The sequence below is a fragment of the Chitinispirillales bacterium ANBcel5 genome, assembly GCA_029688955.1.
Taxonomy (GTDB): Bacteria; Fibrobacterota; Chitinivibrionia; order Chitinivibrionales; family Chitinispirillaceae; genus Cellulosispirillum; species Cellulosispirillum alkaliphilum.
In genome coordinates, this window is record JARUKZ010000011.1 from 16,474 (window position 1) to 35,606 (window position 19,133).

At 42.5% G+C, this 19,133-nt stretch carries 15 protein-coding genes; 8 read left to right on the forward strand and 7 right to left on the reverse strand.

Features of this window, described 5'->3' with window-relative positions; genetic code table 11:
• Positions 1–247: 247 nt before the first annotated feature.
• The 3 genes from QA601_07830 (at position 248) to QA601_07840 (ending at position 2,114) form a co-directional block, all read left to right on the forward strand.
• Entirely contained in the window at positions 248–415 is a 168-nt protein-coding gene (locus QA601_07830) for a hypothetical protein (protein ID MDG5814981.1), read from the forward strand.
• 94 nt (positions 416–509) lie between these two features.
• Complete coding sequence (locus tag QA601_07835; GenBank protein ID MDG5814982.1) at positions 510–857, forward strand: hypothetical protein; 348 nt, start codon at positions 510–512, stop codon at positions 855–857.
• A gap of 159 nt (positions 858–1,016) precedes the next feature.
• Positions 1,017–2,114, forward strand: coding sequence for a hypothetical protein (locus QA601_07840; protein ID MDG5814983.1), 1,098 nt, complete (start codon positions 1,017–1,019; stop codon positions 2,112–2,114).
• A 166-nt stretch (positions 2,115–2,280) separates the two neighbouring features.
• On the opposite strand, the gene pncA is transcribed toward QA601_07840, so the two are convergent.
• Positions 2,281–2,913, reverse strand: coding sequence for a bifunctional nicotinamidase/pyrazinamidase (gene pncA, locus QA601_07845; protein MDG5814984.1), 633 nt, complete (start codon positions 2,911–2,913; stop codon positions 2,281–2,283).
• A gap of 632 nt (positions 2,914–3,545) precedes the next feature.
• A complete protein-coding gene (locus QA601_07850; GenBank protein MDG5814985.1) occupies positions 3,546–3,986 on the reverse strand; it encodes a hypothetical protein in 441 nt (146 codons plus the stop codon).
• 295 nt (positions 3,987–4,281) lie between these two features.
• Here QA601_07850 and QA601_07855 point away from each other — a divergent pair, with 295 nt between their 5' ends.
• The 5 genes from QA601_07855 to QA601_07875 all read left to right on the forward strand — a co-directional run bounded on the left by QA601_07855 (position 4,282) and on the right by QA601_07875 (position 9,996).
• Positions 4,282–5,670 carry a TolC family protein gene (locus tag QA601_07855; protein ID MDG5814986.1) on the forward strand — a complete coding sequence of 463 codons (1,389 nt, stop codon included), beginning with the start codon at positions 4,282–4,284 and terminating at the stop codon, positions 5,668–5,670.
• Entirely contained in the window at positions 5,660–6,742 is a 1,083-nt protein-coding gene (locus QA601_07860; GenBank protein ID MDG5814987.1) for an efflux RND transporter periplasmic adaptor subunit, read from the forward strand. The genes QA601_07855 and QA601_07860 overlap by 11 nt, the downstream gene beginning before the upstream one ends.
• Before the next feature lie 80 nt (positions 6,743–6,822).
• Positions 6,823–7,494 (forward strand): ABC transporter ATP-binding protein, encoded by a 672-nt coding sequence (locus QA601_07865; GenBank protein MDG5814988.1) that lies wholly within the window; start codon positions 6,823–6,825, stop codon positions 7,492–7,494.
• Positions 7,491–8,711 (forward strand): ABC transporter permease, encoded by a 1,221-nt coding sequence (locus tag QA601_07870; protein ID MDG5814989.1) that lies wholly within the window; start codon positions 7,491–7,493, stop codon positions 8,709–8,711. Before QA601_07865 ends, QA601_07870 begins: the two co-directional genes overlap by 4 nt.
• Positions 8,712–8,715: 4 nt before the next feature.
• Positions 8,716–9,996: an ABC transporter permease gene (locus QA601_07875; protein ID MDG5814990.1), complete on the forward strand. Its 1,281-nt coding sequence runs from the start codon at positions 8,716–8,718 to the stop codon at positions 9,994–9,996.
• 20 nt (positions 9,997–10,016) lie between these two features.
• On the opposite strand, the gene QA601_07880 is transcribed toward QA601_07875, so the two are convergent.
• The 5 genes from QA601_07880 to QA601_07900 all read right to left on the reverse strand — a co-directional run bounded on the left by QA601_07880 (position 10,017) and on the right by QA601_07900 (position 19,020).
• Positions 10,017–13,805, reverse strand: coding sequence for a PAS domain S-box protein (locus QA601_07880; GenBank protein ID MDG5814991.1), 3,789 nt, complete (start codon positions 13,803–13,805; stop codon positions 10,017–10,019).
• A 249-nt stretch (positions 13,806–14,054) separates the two neighbouring features.
• A complete protein-coding gene (gene lpdA, locus QA601_07885; GenBank protein MDG5814992.1) occupies positions 14,055–15,446 on the reverse strand; it encodes a dihydrolipoyl dehydrogenase in 1,392 nt (463 codons plus the stop codon).
• 146 nt (positions 15,447–15,592) lie between these two features.
• On the reverse strand, positions 15,593–17,083 hold the full coding sequence (gene rmuC / locus QA601_07890) for a DNA recombination protein RmuC (protein ID MDG5814993.1): 1,491 nt from the start codon (positions 17,081–17,083) through the stop codon (positions 15,593–15,595).
• 105 nt (positions 17,084–17,188) lie between these two features.
• The gene (locus tag QA601_07895; GenBank protein ID MDG5814994.1) at positions 17,189–17,599 is read right to left on the reverse strand and encodes a (deoxy)nucleoside triphosphate pyrophosphohydrolase; all 411 of its coding nucleotides are present in this window, start codon (positions 17,597–17,599) and stop codon (positions 17,189–17,191) included.
• 2 nt (positions 17,600–17,601) lie between these two features.
• Positions 17,602–19,020 carry an MBL fold metallo-hydrolase gene (locus QA601_07900; protein ID MDG5814995.1) on the reverse strand — a complete coding sequence of 473 codons (1,419 nt, stop codon included), beginning with the start codon at positions 19,018–19,020 and terminating at the stop codon, positions 17,602–17,604.
• Positions 19,021–19,133 lie beyond the last annotated feature (113 nt).

Sequence of the window (19,133 nt, forward strand, 5' to 3'; positions counted from 1 at the left end):
CTTACCGAGGGCCAGACTGCTCAGTGCTACAATTTAGTTAACAAAAGGACGGGGGCTTTTCGGTCGGACAGGTATCATGCAACAGCAGTTGGAACAGGAGATTACCTGTTGAAATGCTTGTGTCACATCGATTTTAATATGGTGAGGCCGGTGCAGGGAGTCACCCCAGGGAATGGGCATGGGGAGGATATTGTGAAATTCAGGGGATTAGGCAACGGTATTGCCTTGTTGATACGGAGCTTTTAGCGTGGCTGGTGGGAGCTCTGAATTCGTTCGTTCAGTTCACGATCGACTCAATAAAAGAATGGTGACGAAAAGCACAACCGATGAGGAAAAAGAGATGAGCCTGGTTAAGAAACCGTGGGCACCCTATTCAGTATCCAAAGAGAATCGTGCTTCGAACCTTTATGGATGAGCCTTGGGAGAGGCACCATTTTAGATTCTTAGAGCTTGATGAGATCGAGCTCTAAGACCGGGATATTTGGCTAGAAGACAGATGGATTTGCCCATTGCTGCTCTTTGGCGGGGGCTGGGACATAGGGGCTTTTGAGTACACTAAACCAGTTTCAGTCATGCGAAGTCCACCTCAATTTCTACAGGAAGATAACGGAGGCAGGCTGCTGAAGAACCTCAATGAAATAAATGATTTTATTAACAGTTATTCAGGTGAAGTGCTGGTAGCTGAAAATTATGATATAAGCGGTAGGCTTATTGTGCAGTTTAGCACTAAAAACAATGAGTTTTTTGATGGAATCTTATCCAGAAACAATTACAGTCAATCTCCCGGTAGATTGTATATTGCCAGAATCTACAACAGAAACACGCATATTATGGGGCAATTTATGTTTGCCCCTTAGGGGTGAATAAAACTCTCTGTTTTGTCTAATTAATAGTAATAACAACAAAACACTTTAACATTAGCATGGCATGGTTTTAGATGCATTTTTTAAGATAAGAACCACCCTTATCAGTATAGTATTGTGGTAAATTCCAAATTTTTGCCGGGATATGTCCCTATGACACTTAAAAGTAAGCATTTTATAGCAATAATTGGAAGTTTTGATCGTTTAAAAGATTCTAAGGAGAATGCTAAAAAATTTGCAGAAAACTTAGGTGCTCAATTAGCAGAGGCGGATTTAGGCATAATGGTTTTTTTAGCCAAAGAATTTGAAAGATGTATAGTCTGCGGTTATATAGACAAACTAAAAAAGATAAAAGGTGAGGAAAAATTAAAAAAAATTCAAAAAAAAACAGAAAGACCGATTCAGGTAAGGTATATCACCAAACAGCAAGGTAAAGTTGGGTTTTGTGAAGAGAAAAATATGCCTAAAGCTTTTAACACAGACCAACCCATTCCGATTGAAGATTGGGAAGTCCCATTCTACAATACATTGGTTAAAGCAAAAGATATTGATGGTGTATTGATAATGGCAGGTGGTAATACAACTCTCACAGCTGCGCAAATAGCAATTGCACTTGGTTTACCTATACTTGCAATAGATGGATTTGATGGAACATCTCAAAAGGTCCGCAATCAACTAGCATTAAATGCTGTTGGCTTTGATTATCCTTCGAACAGTAAGAATAAGAATGTAAAAGAAGGTATCAGTTGGTTAAAAGAAGAGTGTGTTAAACGAACAAAGGAAACCGAACAACGAAATAAAAATGAAGATGCATGCCTAAAATTTTTTTCTCAAACACATAAGACAAAGTATTTGGGTGTAAGTTTGTTCACGCTTTTTCTAATGATTGCCCTTTTTTTCATCTTCTTTGATTCATGGGGTGGTATCTTTAATCTGCTGATATCTGTAGTTGGGTTGGGTGTAGCAGGAGCAACCGGTGCCGGTGTTCGAATCGTTGTGGATGATTCAACGGATATGGTACCGATATCTTCGATTATTGTTGGTGGTGTTGCAGGGCTCATTGTTGGATTGGTTTACCTGATCCCACTTTTGCTTGGGGGACAGGGGGTAAGGGTACCGGAAAATTTATTTTACGAGGCCTACAAATTTTTGTCCGCTATAGTAACTGCATTCTTAGCTGGATTAGGATCTGATATTGTTTTTAAACAAATGCTTAGCCATGCCAAAGATTTACCTACTAAACTACAGTGACTTAACTTCTATCTGACTGGTAATAGAATATTTATGTTGCTGTCTTAAGGCTCATAGTTATAGAAATTGGTGCTACACTGTTTCTAAGAAATAGTAGTTATTATTTAAAATAAAAATATCTAATTGACAATAAATCTATTCTTAGCAAGTACCCTGTTAACCCCCACTATTGTAGAACCTGTTGGGTACTCAGGAGCTCTACACCTGCTTCAGTCATCTCTTTTAATGCATCCTCGGTTGTATCGGGGGTAATGCCTGCGCATGCATCCACCGCCACCGCTACCCGCCCATAGCCAAGCGTCTGTTTAGCATCTAAAGCAGTGTAGAGCACGCAGTAGTCGGTGGCAATACCGCAGACGATCAGGAAAAACTCCTCCCCACCGGCGATGTAATCCACCAGAGCATGTGCTCCTGTTGCGGTTTTTTTGTCGTTTTCAAAAAACACACTGTAATCGTCAATGTTTTTATGGTAGGCCTTACGCACTACAAAATGGATATTGCGTTCATCAAGTTGTGGATGGAACTGTGCGCCCTGTGTTCCCCGTACGCAGTGATCAGGCCAAAGCATCTGCTCCCCATACTCTACAGTCTTTTTCTGAAAGGGTTGTAACCCATGGACTGAGGCAAAGGAGATGTGATCTTGGGGGTGCCAATCCTGAGCGGCTATAGCACGTTCTATGGTGTCGCAGTTGAGCAGTTTGTTAACATTAGGAATTATCTTATCTCCGTCTTTGGTGGCAAGTGCGCCTCCGGGGCAAAAATCGTTTTGAATGTCAGCGATTACCAGTATTCTTTTCAAAGCTGCCTCCTATAAGATTTAATCTGATGGATATCAGAAGCAAAAACATCTCCAATTTCACTGTAACCGCTATAGACCAAGCCTGGTCTAACATGGTTTGGCCGCTTGCAATTTTTGTAGGAATTTATCAGAAACATCTTTCTATAAACGTTAGTTGCAGGGGTTTCTATGGACCTGTCTTCTCTGTTTGAGGATACCAATGAAGACAGTTTTGCTTTTAAGAACTGTTGCGGTTTTGCAGTGAGCCAGTAATTCTATTCGATGGATATCTGCAGAGAATTTGTGCCAATTATCCTTTTTTTGAACTCTTTAACTATATAATGGTGATGTTAGGGGAGCAAATCTTTTTCATTTGAGTGGCGGAGAGTGTAAAATGCTTAAGCTGAAACAGTTGCTTCAAACAGTACGTTCGTATCCTGCACCGTAGCAGTTGTGGAAACTTCGGCCGGAGAACGCCTGGTATACCTTTCTGTGGCAGATTTGACTGAATTGAGGAAAACGGAACAGGATCTTTGTAGCTAAGTGATGAACTTGCTGCGGCAAATCGCATCCTGAACCATTTTCCTACTCCGTTTCACAGGTCTAGAGATGCCCGGTGGACGCCTGAAACCGGCTTAGCTTTTTTTCTGTTCCTATGCATTCTCAGGTGTTTGGGGCTCCTTATTTTCCACATCATTTTCCGAAGGCGTTTCCTGGGTGCTGGTTGTTTTTCTTTTTCTCTTTCTCTTACCATCACTATCAGAGCTGCTTTTTTTTACAGCCTTCTGGGCTCTGGTAAGCTTAATGGAGTTTAATTTTTCCATCAACTCATCATTGCCCTCAGCATAAACTTTGGCATAGGCAAGGCCACGTGAGGCTTTTGTGATCAGATCCTGATTAGCCATTTCCAGTGCTTCGTGAGCAGCTGCCAGGAGTTCTTTGATCTTTTCCAGCTCATGTGCCTTGTTCTCAACCTCTTGTGTCAGTTCATCAAGAACATCACTGCTTACGTCGGGAAACGAGACCTCTGAGAGTTCATCTTTGAAGATATTTTTAAGATCCTGAACGGGTTCAGGTATGATTTTTTCTATCATTTGAAAGTACTCCATATGGTTAAAACGTTTAAATGCACCTCCTTGAAGTCCATAAAATAGCATGGGTGGACAAGGAAATCAAAGGGGTTTTGGGGAAGGGGTAAAAAGGCAGGTTTTGTGCTTGAAATGTGTTACTTTGATGCCAATGCAGTAACTGGGTAAATAAAACTGTGTACAACTATGTACTCTAATGAGAAGAAAAAAACTCAGCATTTTGGTTGCAAATCGATTGTACGCTGAGCCCTTTTTATTATTTTCTTTTTTATACACAAAACTTTACCCAGAAAAAACCACTATGTTGCTATTTGTGCCTGTAGTAATTGCCTTCTTCACATTTACTATTTATGCTGAAGGGCTGAGTGAAAATGATGTGCTCTTAAAAGCACTGTCGAACAATACTGATATACGGATTCATAACTTAGAATCACAAACAGATTCACTGAAACTACGTGAGGTTTCATCAAAACGTTTGCCACAGGTGTCCTTGCGGGGGAGCGGGTCTTTGGACGATTCTATCTCTTCGGCGAACGCTTCCGCCACAGTTTCTCAAACTATCCCTGGTGGGGGGACGGTTTTTGGAACGGTGGAGCAGTCGGGAGGCATACAAAGAAGCACTTCCAGGAGTACAAGCGACCGGAGATATGTGGCTGGGGTAGAGCAACCTCTACTTAGAAATGCCTGGTCCAATTCCCCGGTAGAACTTGGAATACAGATCACAACAATCAATAACGAACTGCTTTCTATCGGCAGAAGACAGAGGATACTTTCAACCTTATCAGATGTAAGAAATCTATACTGGAATGCGTTTGAGCGTAAGGAACTGCAGAGAATTCAGGAAAACCAGGTTACCCTGACTGAAGAGTTTATGAAAAGTGAACGGGAGCGATTTGTAATAGGAGAAGCTTCAGCACTGGATACCTTAAGCGCGGCTCTTCAGTATGCAAATGCAAAGCGAAATATGCTTCGGATCGAAAACGAGAGTCAAAGTTCACTGTACCGGCTTGCTGCCGCGCTTGGGGTTGATGCTTCGGAAGTAACGATATCGCAGCAGCAGGATGTTTTGATTCCCGATATTGGTGACCCTGACGAACTTATTGATAAGGCTTTAAAGTATGATCCTCAGGTGAAGATATTTGAGCGAATGCAGGAGTTAACTTCTCTGCGGATAAAGCAGCGTAGAAACGATTTACTTCCGGAGCTTAATCTGAGGGCATCTTATGACTATAACCCGCAACCATCACAGATACCTCCACTTCAACCTTCAGGTTCTGGTGCAAGCATTGGTTTTGTTCTTAACTATTCACTCCCTTCAGTTTCAACCAGATCCCAAATAGAGCAGCAGGAGCTCTCTTTAAAATCAGAGGAGTTGAGCTTTGAGCAACACCGTTTGGAGCAGCGATATTTTTTAAAGGAGTTGCGGGATAAATGGCAGCAGGATAAAGAGATGCTTCACTACAGTAACCTTTCGGTTGACCTTGCTTACAAGCAGTATGAAGCCACTAAAAGAGGTTATGAGCTTGGGACAGAGGATCGTTTGTCATTGATAAAAGCACAGAACGATCTGGTTGCTGCAGAGGTCACAGCTATTCAGGCGATAATTGATCTAAAAAGGCTTCAGATAGTTATAGAAGAGATAACAGGAACTCTGTTTGACAGATTTGGAGTATATATAAATGAATCGTAAGTGTATTGTAGTTACTGTTTTGTCCCTGATTTTCATAGTTTCCTGCGGAGGTGATAACGAATCTTCCGGCAGGAGAAGATTAAGAGAGTACTATACCGCAGGAGCAGTTGATCTGGAGGATAGAATCTCACAGACCGGTCTTGTTCAACCGGTTGTACAGGTTGATCTCAAGAGTGAAGCGAGTGGGAGAATTGAAAGGGTACTGGTTCAGGAGGGACAGAAAGTTTCTGCCGGGGATACCATTTTAGTTATTGATCCGTCACGTCTGCACACACAGAGAGAAAAGCTGCAACTTGGCTTAAGACGCTCCCGGCTTGAAAAACAGATCGCGGACCGTGATTTCGAAAACGGAAAGCGGCTTCTGGAGACTGGTTCGGTTTCAAGACGCAGATTGGATGATCTTGAAATTGCACGTGATCTGGCGAGCATCAGTTTCCAGCAGCAGCAACTGGAGCTTAGGGATATTGAGGATCAACTTAAAGAAACGGTGGTTAGATCTCCGATGGATGGGGTTATTACAAGCTTGTTTGTTAAGGAGGGGGAGATTGCTGTGTCTGCCACATCCGGGCTGCAAAGTGGTACCCCTATCGCCACAATTTCAGATATCAGCAAATTGGAAGTTATTACTTCTGTAGGGGAAGTAGATTATATCCACATAGAAAAAGGGCAAAATGTAATAATCAGGCCCGAAGCCATTGAAGGAACAAGTACTAATGGAACGGTGCAGTTTATCTCTTTGAGTGCAAAGAGAGATAACAGTAGTGAGCTTGGGAGCTTTGAGATAAGGGCATCAGTTGATTCGCTTATACCTGGTATAGCTCCGGGGATAAATGTAAATGTAGAGTTTGTGGTTTTGCAAAAAAGTGCTCAGGTTGCTGTCCCTTACCATTATGTAAGCGTTGAAGATGGAAAAAATTTCGTTCATATCGCAAAGGCTGGCCCTGATGGTGATGAAACAGTCGAAAAGGTAAGTGTGGAGATTGGTGCTACTGATTATAAATACTACCAGATACTTTCGGGTTTGAATGAAGGCGACAAAGTTGTTTACATGCCCCCTCGGCCCGGTAGATAAGCTATGAGCAGGGCAAGTGCCCTCACTATTAATACTGCTTCAGTGAAATAAAAGACTTGGAATTAGGAGATCGCATACCAGTGTCACCTGTTATACAAACAATAGATTTATGCAAAAGCTATATGCTTGGCAAAACCAGTGTCGCGGTTTTAAAGGATATAAATTTAACTGTGCAGCAGGGTGATTATACAGCTATAATGGGGCAGAGCGGAGCAGGAAAGTCAACTTTGCTGAATATCCTTGGTTGCCTTGATGTGCCAAGCAGTGGACAGTATCTGATAAACGGAGAATCTGTCAGTTCGTTAAAACAGAATAAACTGGCAGAGATTCGCAGTTCAAGAATTGGATTTGTTTTTCAGAATTTTAATCTTCTTCCTAAGCTTGATATAAGGAAGAATGTAGAACTTCCTCTTATCTATGCAAATACTGCCCTGTCTGAACGCAGGGAGATGGTGGAAAAAGTTATGCGACGGCTTGGAATATGGGAGCGCCGTCACCACAGGCCAAATGAAATATCGGGAGGTCAAAAGCAGCGCGTGGCGATCGCAAGGGCTTTGGTAAAAAGACCGTCGATAATATTTGCTGATGAACCTACCGGAAATCTTGATTCCCATACCACCGAGGAGATACTTGCGATTTTCTCTGAACTGAATAATGAAGGGAATACGATTGTTGTAATAACCCACGAACATGAAGTGGGTGAAAGGGCAAAGAAGCTGATTCACCTTGAGGATGGCAGGATCAGCGCATGATTCTCTCCCGTTTGCGAGATTTAGTTTTTGTAAACATAAGGATGTGTGTTCTTGAACTGTGGTCAAACAAGGTACGCTCCGTTATTACAAGTCTTGGGATATTTCTTGGGGTTACCAGTCTGCTTGTGAATCTTGCATTTATACGGGCAATGGAAGAGGAAGTTCGTCTTAACCTTGAAGCGATTGGTGGGCTTAGAATGCTTACTATTTCAAGTGTTGAGCCCCAATCCTCACAGGAAGCCGTACAGTTTAGCAGGTCACCGGGGCTGCGGGTTGAAGACGCAGAGAAACTTGCCAAACGATATGATTACATTACTTCTGTTTTACCTCAGATAGAATTCAGGTCACCGGTTTCATCTCAGGGAAGAAGCGTTTGGGTACGGGCGCAGGCTGTTACTTATGACCATTTAAGGGTGTATAATTACGCAGTGGGAAAGGGCAGAGAATTTACCCGCGATGATCATCAAAGAGCAAGTAATGTTTGCCTGATAGGTTCTATAGTTGCAAGAAGGCTCTTTGGGAATCAGGAGTATATCGGCTCTGAAATAATTATAAATAACAGGCCCTTTAGAATTATTGGTACCATTGATACAGAAGATAATCTCTCTTACAGGGCTCGTCAGGTTCTCATCCCCTTTTCATCATATATGTCGCAGTTTTCCAGACCATCTGCAACGATTGATGAAATCGCAGTAGAGCTAAGTAGCAGTGAAGTAGTTCCCCTTGCTATGGAACAGATGCGCAATGAACTGAAAGCGATGCACAGGGGTGTTGAAGATTTCGAGATTGTTGCAAATTATGCACAAATCGAGGAGATGCGGGTCGCTTCACAGGGTTTAATGATTCTTCTTGGAAGTATCGCCGCGATCTCTTTGATTGTGGGTGGAATAAGCATAATGAATATCATGTTTGCAACCATTGGTGATAGAATAAGAGAAATTGGTATCAGAAAAGCATTGGGTGCAAGGCAGTCTGATCTGTTTACTCAATTTCTTATCGAGGCTGTTTCGTTGTGTTTTGTTGGAGGGTTGTTTGGTTTGATAATCGGTGTAGTTTTAACTAATCTCTCACCGGATCTGTTTCCCATCAGACCACAATTAGCGATAGGTGACTATATATTAGCGATTCTTTTTACCATTATTACAGGGCTTGTCAGCGGGCTTTTCCCGGCTCTTCGTGCGGCAAAGATGCAGCCTGTAGACGCACTGAGGTATTAGAGTGATGAATCCTTTTGTGATAAGTTTTTTTAGGTCCTTACTTACTGCTCTGCGCTCCATTGCTGTTGGGTCAAAGATGGCTGTCTTAGAGATGGCGTCTCATAAACTTCGTTCCGCGCTCTCGGTTCTTGGGGTTATGCTGGGAGTTACTTCACTGGTTACTATGCTCACCCTCATAGGTGGAATTGATGTATACCTCAATGAAACAATGGGCAGGTGGATCGGAACTGTTCGGTTTTGGCAAAGTGATATGAATGTGGAAGAGGATCAAAGGATCGCACTTTCCCGCTCACCGGGGATGAGGTTTTCCGATGGTCAGTATTTGGTTGATAATTCGCCCCATGTAGTAGATGTTCATTCAGAAATCTCCAGATGGTTACCAATCCAAAGAGCCGGGATAAACAGACGTGCCCTGTTAAGAGGTCTTGATAGTGATGCGATGGAGTATTATGAAGATCAGATTACACTGCTTGAGGGTAGGTGGCTTAATGAAAGGGATTACCGTGATGGAATCAGAAACTGTATAATTTCCCAGGAGTTTATGAAGACCCTAAGCGCGGGATTATCCGGATCGATCATTGGTGAAACAATTACTGCGGGATCTCAACGCTTCAGGGTTGTAGGTGTGTTTGGTCCAGTGCACCCGGCAAATAATCCGGGGCATCTCAGACGGGGAGTGTTTATTCCCTTAAAAGCCATGCAGAAATATATAACAGGACTTGATCCCGATCCCGGACGCCTCCAGGTGCAGGTGAGCGACCCTGAACTGGTGCGTGAACAGGCACAAAGTGCGGCCCGTGTTCTTGCCTCCCGTCACAGAGGGGTTGAAGATTTTGCCTACAGAATACCCGAATGGGTTGAAGATGTACAGAGTATGTTGGGCAATATAAGTGTTCTTATGTCTATAATCTCGGTGATGTCTCTTTTGGTGGGTGGGTTGAGTATTATGAATGTAATGCTCTCAAGTATTTCGGAGCGCATAAGGGAGATTGGAGTCAGAAAAGCACTTGGGGCCAATAATTTTCAAATATTTATCCAGTTTGTAGCGGAAACAACCACATTGAGTTTCTTTGGCGGAGCTGTTGGTATGGTTCTGGGAACCACGCCGCTTTTGATAAAGGATGAGATAATGACCTATACCCAGGGCGCCATAGAGCCGGTTTTGCTTCCCCTGCACCTGTTTTATACCGGCCTGATAATAACTTCAGTTGGTATATTGTTTGGCCTTTATCCTGCACTTAAGGCTTCGAGAATGGATCCAGTTGATGCGCTTCGCTATGAATAAAAGGGATAATATTTAGTATTTCATTTTGTTGACTTAGGTAAAGTAAAACTGAATTTAGATCCTTTACCCGGTTCAGATTCAACCCAGATTTTTCCCCCGTGTGCTTCAATGATTCGCTTGGCAATGGTAAGTCCAAGGCCGCTTCCTTTGGTTTTTTTTGACTGAGGCATTTTTGTTCTGTAAAACTTTTCAAAAATTTTCTTTTGATCTTCACTGCTGATACCCGGACCATTATCGATAACATCAACTTCCACCACTCCATCAACAGACAATGCGTGAACCGTAACAATTCCTTGTTCTCCTGTATACTGTAAAGCGTTTCCTACAAGGTTGACCAGAACCTGTTTCACTCTATCAAGATCTGCTTTGGTCCACACAGTACCGGGTTCGGGTATATCGAGGTTTAATTTTACACCTTCAGGTATTTTTAAAACTTCTAATGTTTCCTGGATAAGAGAGGAGATGTCCTTTGGTTCTGGTTTAATATCTGTAACACCTGTTTCTATTTTAGTGAGATCAAGAAGCTCATTTAAAAGAGAGGCAAGACGCTTTCCTTCAGATTCAATTATACCTAAAAATTTATTTTGCTCCTGCGTGCTTATTTCTATGTCTTCAGAGCGAAGAGTTTGAGTTAAGCCAATGATTCCAGCAAGAGGGGTTCTGAGTTCGTGTGAAGCGATTGACACAAATTCGCTTTTCAGTGAATCCAGTTGCTTAAGACGATCGTTAGCCAGATCAAGCTCTTTGTTTTTCAATCGTAGTTTCTCATTGGCCCTGGCTAACTCAACGGTGTGTTTTTTTATCAGGTCACGAGCCTTCTTTCTGGCGGTAACATCTCTCCAGGAAATAATACCACCGGTAATCTCACCTGAAGGCTCCGTAACAGGTCCACCACTTACGGAAATTATAACAGAGGAGTTGTCGGGTCTGGTTATGACCCACTCTTCGTTGTTAATCACCTCTCTGTTTGCTATCGCTCTGTGCAGGGGTAACTCTTCAGGTTTAGGGAGTGTAATGCCATCTATATGAAAGAACCCCCATTTTTGAGGCCTTGCGTCGTAGGGGATTTCTTTGAGTTCCTCAAGGTTTCTTCCCAGAAGTTTGCATCCAAAACGGCTGATAAGTTTTATTTTAGCGGTTTCATCTGCAATCATTATTCCTTCCGGAAAATACTCCATAAGAGCTTCAAGGATACTTCGTCCCTCTTCAGCTTCACGGGCTCGTTTCTCTGCCCGCTCTCGCTCGATAGAGAGCTGATTTTGGGCTCTTTTTTTTTCGGTAACATCAATGGCCAGAACTATTTCAGCATCTCTGGAGTCAAATGTAAGGGTATGGGATACGATTTCTACATCGATAACAGAACCATCTTTTTTTATGTGGTGCCAGACCCCCGCATTGTCTTCACCTCCTTTAATATTTCTAACGTTTTCAAGCAGGTCTGGAATCTCTTCTACCGGTCTGATATCCTTTATCGTCATGGACAGAAACTCTTCTCTGCTGTAACCATAGTGTTTTATAGCCGAATCGTTAACAGCCAAGAATGCGAGTGTTTCAAGATCATAGACCCACATTGGCTGAGGATTAGATTCGAAGAATACCTTATACCGTTCTTCGGATTTTTTTACATCTTGCTCTGCTTCCCTAAGCGTTGTAATATCGCTTCCTGAACAGAGTAAACTATCCGGGTGGCCTTGTTTGGTGTTGAGCCGTACACAGCGCCACCCAATTAGTTTTCTTTCGCCTTTGGTAGATTGAATCCAGTTTTCGTGGTAGGAGGAGTTGTGGTTTTTCCCGGAAATAAGATCATTGAACATTAACGTGAACCTGGCTTTGTCTTCATCGGGAATAAAATTCTCAAACCAATTTTTTCCAACTAAATTTTCCTTTTTCGAATCGAGGATCCTGCAGCCTGCCTGATTGATGGAACCGATCCTTCCTTCTCTGTCCAATACAAACAGCATCACACCTGCTGTTTCAAAGTAGGTTTTAGCTTTGGCATGTTCTGCTATCAGTGTATTTTCTATATCTCTTCTATCCAATGCATTGGTTAACATAGTGGTGGCAATCCTAAGCAGTTTGGGCAAATCTCTACCCCATTTTTTCTCCTCTCTGATACACATAAAAGAGATAACACCCCGGACCTTGCCACGCGAAACCATTGGAAACAGAAACGCGGATTTAGCACAGAGAAGTTCCTGAGGTTTGACTTTTAAATCTAAAGACATATCATCCCGTAGCGGAATCACTACATTCTCCATTTTCAAAATTTTAGAAATATACCAGGGGAATTCACTTATTTCTAACTGCGTATTTGGGATTAAACTTTCGCTTTGTGCAATATCCCAGCAGTAATGCCTCTTTAACCTCGTCATATTATGACTAAAAAGTGCTATTTCAACTCTATCTACCTGTGCGAAGGAGCCGATCAATTGCAAAGCTCTACCTACTTTGTGATCAAATCTTTCACGGCTTATATTTATGAAATTATTAGCAAGGGTGTTGAGTAACTTTATAAACCGTGCTTTGTGAGCAAGTTTCTTTTGTGCCGCTCTCTTTTCTGTAACATCACGGGCTATGATCAAAACATTTTTAACGTCTGAACCGTTTTCGGTTTCGGGTATGGCACTGGATTCAAATAAACGCTCCCCATTATGACAAAACATAGAGAAGTTAAATTCTTTTTCTGACGCGTTGGTAATTACAGCGCTAATATTTTCGCGAACATAATCTCTATCTTTTAATGAAAAAAGGTCATCAAGTGTCTTTATGCTTTTAAGAGTGATACCAACACACTTTTCAAACGCAGGGTTAACATAAACAGGTTTAAGGTCAGCAGAAAATCTGATCACCAGATCCGGCAGGTTTTCTACTAAAGTTCTGAATTCATATTCTTTGCTACTTAATTGATCTTCAGTTAGTTTTAGTTGGGTAATATTGTTTCCTATGGAAAGGATTTCTATAGTATCATCCAACGGTTCTGATAAGATCTTGTTTGTGTAGGCTACAAAAACACTTTGACCATCAGCCAAAACATTTTCGTGCTCCATGTTTATATAGTCCTGTGGATTTTTTTGCATCTGCTCTATGAAAAACGGAAGGTCTTTTTTAGTAATGTAGTTTTCGGGAAAAAAAACTGAGACAGGCTTTCCTACAATATCCTTTTTTTGGTACCCAAAAAAATTCAGAGCATATTCATTGATATAGATGATTTCACCCTTTGTGTTCCATCTGTAGATTATACTGTTTGCACTTTCAAGCAGTTCCCGGTGAAGCTGTTCGCTTTTTCTGAGTTCAAGTTCATTACGTCGTAAATGTGCTATCTCGGTTTTGAGCGCATTGTTTGTTTTTTGAAGCTCTTTTGTTCGCTCAGAGACAAGTGACTCCAGTTCTTTTTCTAAAACAGATGAATCAATTGCGCGATTTTCACCTTTGTCGGTAGTGGGATCATCTAAGATGTTCTGTAGAATGGAGCTGAGATGATCGATATTGTTTTTACTGATCACTCCACTGATCGGGCTCATCACGTTAGGAACTCTGTTTTGATCCATTGGTTCGGTTACCATAAGTACCGGAACAGTCGGTTTGGTTTCTTTTATAACCCTTAAAATATCATCACCGATCCTATCCCCTAATGGGAAAAAAGTTATAATCAGGTGGGGGGCAAAATTTAGTATGATTTCGCGTATATCCTTACTGGTAGAAGTTGTGATGTAATCACATTGGAGATAAGATTTTTGCAGTTCATTAATAGTATCGCTGGATTCAGCAGGAATCTTCTCTATAATTAAAATACGGTTTTTGTCTGCCATGAATACACCTGTTTGAGTGTCTGGTTTGGAGTAAATGAGGGAAGCGTTTATTTGTCCTTAAGTATAGTAGCAAATTCATTGCCACGGTGTGAGCCCGATGGTGCTAATAAGGGAAGCTTTTTTTTGTTTGTAACGGAAGGGAAATTCTCACATTGAGACACCGGTGAGAAATAGTTACGGAAATGAAAAAGAAGAGAGCTGTTAGTAAGAAAAGGGAAACCGGGTGTTAAACCCGGTTTCCCGATAAAGTTATATATGTATGGCCCAACCCTCAACGGCTCTTGCCGCTTCCATGACCGTCTCTGATAAGGTAGGGTGAGCATGGACCATATCTGCAATATCCTGAGGCAGTAGTTCAGAATGTCTGGCCAACAATAATTCATGAATCAGCTCTGTTGCCTGTGCGCCACCGATGTGAGCGCCGATAATTTCCTTTGTTTCAGGCTTGTAAAGGATCTTAACTAACCCATCGGCATCTTCAATAGCAACTGCTTTACCTGAGCCACGGTAAGGAAATGTCGCTTTCCGGTAATCAATTGCTGCCGCTTTTGCTTTTTCCTCTGTAAGGCCAAAACTGGCGATTTGTGGTTCACAGTATACCGCTCCCGGCACAGCAGCGGTATCAATTTTTGCTTGTGGTGAACGACCGGCTATATGCTCAACTGCTATTTCACCCTCCTTTGATGCAACGTGCGCAAGCAGAGGCGTACTTACTATATCACCAATAGCATAGATCGATTTAACATTTGTCTGGCCATAATCACCGACTTCTATAAAACCCCTGGTAGTAGAAATACCAAGCTGCTCAATGCCAAGCCCGGCGGTATTGGGGGCTCGGCCGGTTACCACCAGTACCTTCTCTACAGTAATACTGCTCTGCCGGGCAGAGCTATCTTCTAAAATCACGGTGGCACCGTTTTCATTTTTCTCCATAGAAACCGCTTTGGTTGAAGTCGCGATTTCAATCCCACGTTTTTTAAAGGAGCGCTTGAGTACATTTGTCACTTCTGAATCTTCGTAAGGTAAAATGTTCTCCATTACTTCAACCATTTGCACCTTTGATCCAAAGGCATTGAGTATGTGAGCAAATTCACACCCAATCGCCCCGCCACCTAAAATGAGCACACTTTCAGGTACTTTTTTAAGCATCAAGGCTTCATCTGAAGAGATAATTGTTTCTTTGTCAATCTCAAACCCTTTTATCTGTTTAGGACTTGAACCAGTTGCAAGAATGATCGATTTTGCACTTACCTTCCTGTCGCCATTAACAGTGATCTCCTGTTCACCCGAAAGGGTCGCCTTGCCGCTGATAACTTCCACACCGTTTTTTTTAAGCAGAAAAGCCACTCCTCTGGACAGAGAATCTGCAGCTTTTCTTGAAGCCTTATAAACAGATTCGTAATCAAATCCGCTCTCATCTATTGTTATACCCATGGTTTTTAATTTCAAACGGCTTCTGAAAATTTCTGCCTGATGAATCAGTGCTTTGGATGGGATGCAGCCAATATTGAGGCATACCCCTCCAAGTTTCCCCTGTTCCACAATGGCCGTTTTCAGCTTTAACTGTGATGCGCGGATTGCAGCCACATACCCACCGGGTCCCGAACCTATTATCACTACATCATAATCAAACTGAGACATATACAAAACTCCGTTCTTTTGGGGCAAAAGGTGTTTTAATCAAAAAAATACCTGTTTATACATAGTTATGATTTATTGGGCGAATCACACATACCCTGAACTTTAAAAGATAATTAACTACATCACTTTCCGTAACATTCAATTATTTATCCTGAGTCACTGGTAGTTAGGGAAGAGGTGTCGGAGAAATCAGTCTCAAGTATTTCTGGTGGTAGATTTTTTTTGGGTTTTACACCCATAACTTTAAATTCTTCTACCCGCTTTAAGATATTTCCCTTTCCTGTAGATAGTTGTTTTAACGCTTTGTTGCACTTGCCGGATGCACCATCGATGGCTTTTTGAATTTCGGTGAATGTATCTATAAATCCGGCAATTTTGTCATAGAGATCCGCAGCTTTTTTGGCAATGTTCTGCGCATTGCGATTCTGGTATTCGCTTTGCCACATGTTTTGGATCGTGCGAAGGGTTACAAGAAGAGTAGCGGGGGAAACCAGAATAATCCTCTTTCTGTAAGCATACTCAAACAAAGCAGGATCCTTGCGTACCGCCCACACAAAGGCAGCCTCAACCGGCATAAACATCAGTACATAATCAAGAGAGTTTATCTTAAATAGTGAGTCGTATGATTTGGAGCTAAGCCCATCAATGTGGTTTCGAACAGAACGTAGGTGATTTTTTAACGCATTGTCTCTTTCTGTTTCATCTGCTGCCTCCACCGCGCGTTGGTAATCGATGAGACTGACCTTTGAATCTATCACCACATCACGACCTTCAGGCAGATGCACCACAACATCGGGCAACATTTTTTGCCCCTCATCGTTTGTAGAGGAAAATTGTGTATCAAATTCCACCCCTTTTTTTAACCCCGAGATCTCTAGAGCCCGCTCCAGGATCATTTCACCCCAGTTTCCCTGCGCCTTATTATCTCCCTTAAGTGCCCGTGTGAGATTTTCAGCATCCTTACTAACCTGCTGATTCAGTGCTGTAAGACTTTTTATCTGTTCGAAAAGAGATTGCCTTTCGCGCGTTTCACTGGTGTATACATCATCGACCCGTTTTCTGAATTCACCGAGCTGGTCCCGTAAGGGGGTAAGGACCAGATCCAGGTTGGATTGGTTTTGTTCCGAAAAACGCTTCACCTTTTCATCAAATATTGAATTAGCCAAATTACCAAACTCTGATTTCAACTGATCTCTGGCTTCATTGAGTAGCTTGAACTTTTCTTCAAAGCGTCTTCGCTCAGACTCTATGGTAGTCTCCAGGTGCGCGATTTTTGAGTAGCTGTTTGTGATCGTTTCATTAAGCTCACTTATCTGTAGTTCCCGTTGGCGCTGGGTTTCTTTAAGGCTTTGAAGTTGCTCGGTGAGCATAGAACATTTGCTCTCAAATACCGCTGCTCTGTCTTTGGTTAGTGACAAATCCTGCTGCACCCTGACATGCGTGGTGTTTAGCTCCTCTTTTTGGGCTTGAGAGGAGTTTAGGCGTTCCTGAAGAGTGGTTATTTGGCTTCTGGTTTGTGCGGTTGCAGAATCGATTATTGCCCTGATACGTACCCGGCCGCTGATTATAAAAGGAATAGCAGTAAGGATCGAGCCTGCAATGACTCCTGTTAAAAACGTTATAAGTTCACTGCTCATGAGAAAACCCCGGAGGAGAAAGTAATACAGAATTGAAAGTATGCGGTATAATATACTTATGTAGCGGACAGAACTTTTGTGATTAATTTATCGGGAATTGGAGAGCTACTTAGGTTCTATGTGGCAGAATTCTTCGAGTACAGGGATATCTGCTGGTGCCCACCTAAGAGTGTATGCTTCCTTTAAAGTTACCCAGCGGACTTCAGAGTGTTCGTGTGCAGTAGGTTTCCCCCGGACAATTTCGCAGATGTAGGGAATTAATTTGATGCTGCAACCGGGGTAATGGTGGATTACTTCCTTTAGGGGAGTAATGCATTTTACTTCAATAGATAGTTCCTCATCAAGTTCCCGTAAAAGAGCGGCGCAGGTAGTTTCCCCGGGGTCTACTTTGCCCCCGGGGAACTCCCACAACCCTGCCTGATTTTGGCTTTCGCCTCTTTGGGCAGCCAGTATTCTGCCGTTATCTCCCTTGATTATGGCGCAAACAACCCTGATCAGCTTCCTTTCTTCGGCCATGCTTATGAAGCGGGAACCGGCTTTGAAATCTCCACACATTCACCCAGTGTGGGGTAATGTACGTTTTGAAAGCCTTTGCTGCGCAAACCGTCTTTAAATGACAGCGCCTGATCAGGTTCACCGTGAATGAGGTATATATGTTTTAGCCGCTCAGGTGTATTTAGCGACACATAATCCAGCAGCTCTCTTCGGTCCGCATGCGCACTGAAAGCATCCATCACTTTTACCTTACATCTAACCGTATGCTCTTCACCGAAAATTTTTATCTGTTTGTTTCCATCCATAATCTTTCTGGCAAGGGTGTCTTTGGCAGCAAAACCTACAAACAGAAGCAGATTTCTTTGATTATGAATGTTGTTTCTCAGGTGATGAAGAATCCTTCCTCCCTCTGCCATCCCCGAACCGCTAATGATTATATGGGGAAATGATTGACCGTTTAGCTTCTTTGAGTCATTGACATCATGTATGTACGTAAGTCTTCTAAAACCAAAAGGATCTTCATGATCATTCAAAAATACCCTTTTTGTTTCCCGGTCCAGGTAGTTGGGGTAACTTCTGAACACTTCAGTCGCATTACATGCCAGGGGGCTGTCCACATAAACGGGCATATCAGGAATTCTGTTTTGATTGAAGAGTTTATGGAGAAAGTATACAAGTTGTTGGGTACGGCCTACAGCAAAAGAGGGGATAATGATCTTACCACCAATTGCGGCGGTATCACGTATTGAGCTTGCAAGCTCTTCCTCTATATCGATGGTTTCACCATGATGCCTGTTTCCATAGGTGCATTCCATGATTAAGATGTCCAGATCTCTGAGGACATTAGGGTCGTGGGTAAGGGGCATATCCGGTCTGCCTATATCACCGGTAAAACCGAGACGATAGTATTCCCCATCTTCGTTTATCTCCAGGTGTATGCCGGCAGACCCAAGTATATGACCGGCATCCCTAAACATCGCTTCAACGCCCGGCGCAATGGTAAAACCGCGGTCAAAATCGATTCCAACAAACTGATCCATTGCAGCTTCCACATGTCTCATGGAATAGAGGGGCTCCATTTCAGGAAGGTGCTGTCGTCTTCGTATCTTATTTACCCACTCCAGGTCTTTTTCCTGCAAAAAAGCTGAGTCTCTGAGCATTATCTTGCATAGGTCTATAGTTGCCGGGGTAGCGTAAATTGAGCCTTTAAATCCCTGTCTCACAAGGTTTGGAATGTTGCCACTATGATCAATGTGTGCATGGCTTAAAATCAAAAGATCGACTTCAGAGGGATCAAATATAAAGTTATGATTTTTTTCGTAAGTTTCCTGTCTTCTACCCTGAAAGAGGCCGCATTCAAGAAGGATTTTTTTGCCATTCACAGTGATAAGGATCTGAGAACCGGTTACCGTTTGAGCTGCACCGCAGAATTGGATTTGCATAACTTTGCCTTTCGTTGCCAAACTTAGCCTTTGAGAGGCCATGTAAGAGAAAAATACCTGCAAAAAACCATGCACCTACTTTTATTGTACAATTCTGATAGGGCTAACAACAA

What these genes read in the sequence shown, in the direction of transcription:
- QA601_07895 (MDG5814994.1), bottom strand. Translation starts at nt 17,599, where the DNA reads ATGGCCGAAGAAAGGAAGCTGATCAGGGTTGTTTGCGCCATAATCAAG.
- lpdA (MDG5814992.1), bottom strand. Translation starts at nt 15,446, where the DNA reads ATGTCTCAGTTTGATTATGATGTAGTGATAATAGGTTCGGGACCCGGT.
- QA601_07870 (MDG5814989.1), top strand. Translation starts at nt 7,491, where the DNA reads ATGATTCTCTCCCGTTTGCGAGATTTAGTTTTTGTAAACATAAGGATG.
- QA601_07900 (MDG5814995.1), bottom strand. Translation starts at nt 19,020, where the DNA reads ATGCAAATCCAATTCTGCGGTGCAGCTCAAACGGTAACCGGTTCTCAG.
- QA601_07880 (MDG5814991.1), bottom strand. Translation starts at nt 13,805, where the DNA reads ATGGCAGACAAAAACCGTATTTTAATTATAGAGAAGATTCCTGCTGAA.
- QA601_07850 (MDG5814985.1), bottom strand. Translation starts at nt 3,986, where the DNA reads ATGATAGAAAAAATCATACCTGAACCCGTTCAGGATCTTAAAAATATC.
- QA601_07860 (MDG5814987.1), top strand. Translation starts at nt 5,660, where the DNA reads ATGAATCGTAAGTGTATTGTAGTTACTGTTTTGTCCCTGATTTTCATA.
- QA601_07855 (MDG5814986.1), top strand. Translation starts at nt 4,282, where the DNA reads ATGTTGCTATTTGTGCCTGTAGTAATTGCCTTCTTCACATTTACTATT.
- rmuC (MDG5814993.1), bottom strand. Translation starts at nt 17,083, where the DNA reads ATGAGCAGTGAACTTATAACGTTTTTAACAGGAGTCATTGCAGGCTCG.
- QA601_07840 (MDG5814983.1), top strand. Translation starts at nt 1,017, where the DNA reads ATGACACTTAAAAGTAAGCATTTTATAGCAATAATTGGAAGTTTTGAT.
- QA601_07875 (MDG5814990.1), top strand. Translation starts at nt 8,716, where the DNA reads ATGAATCCTTTTGTGATAAGTTTTTTTAGGTCCTTACTTACTGCTCTG.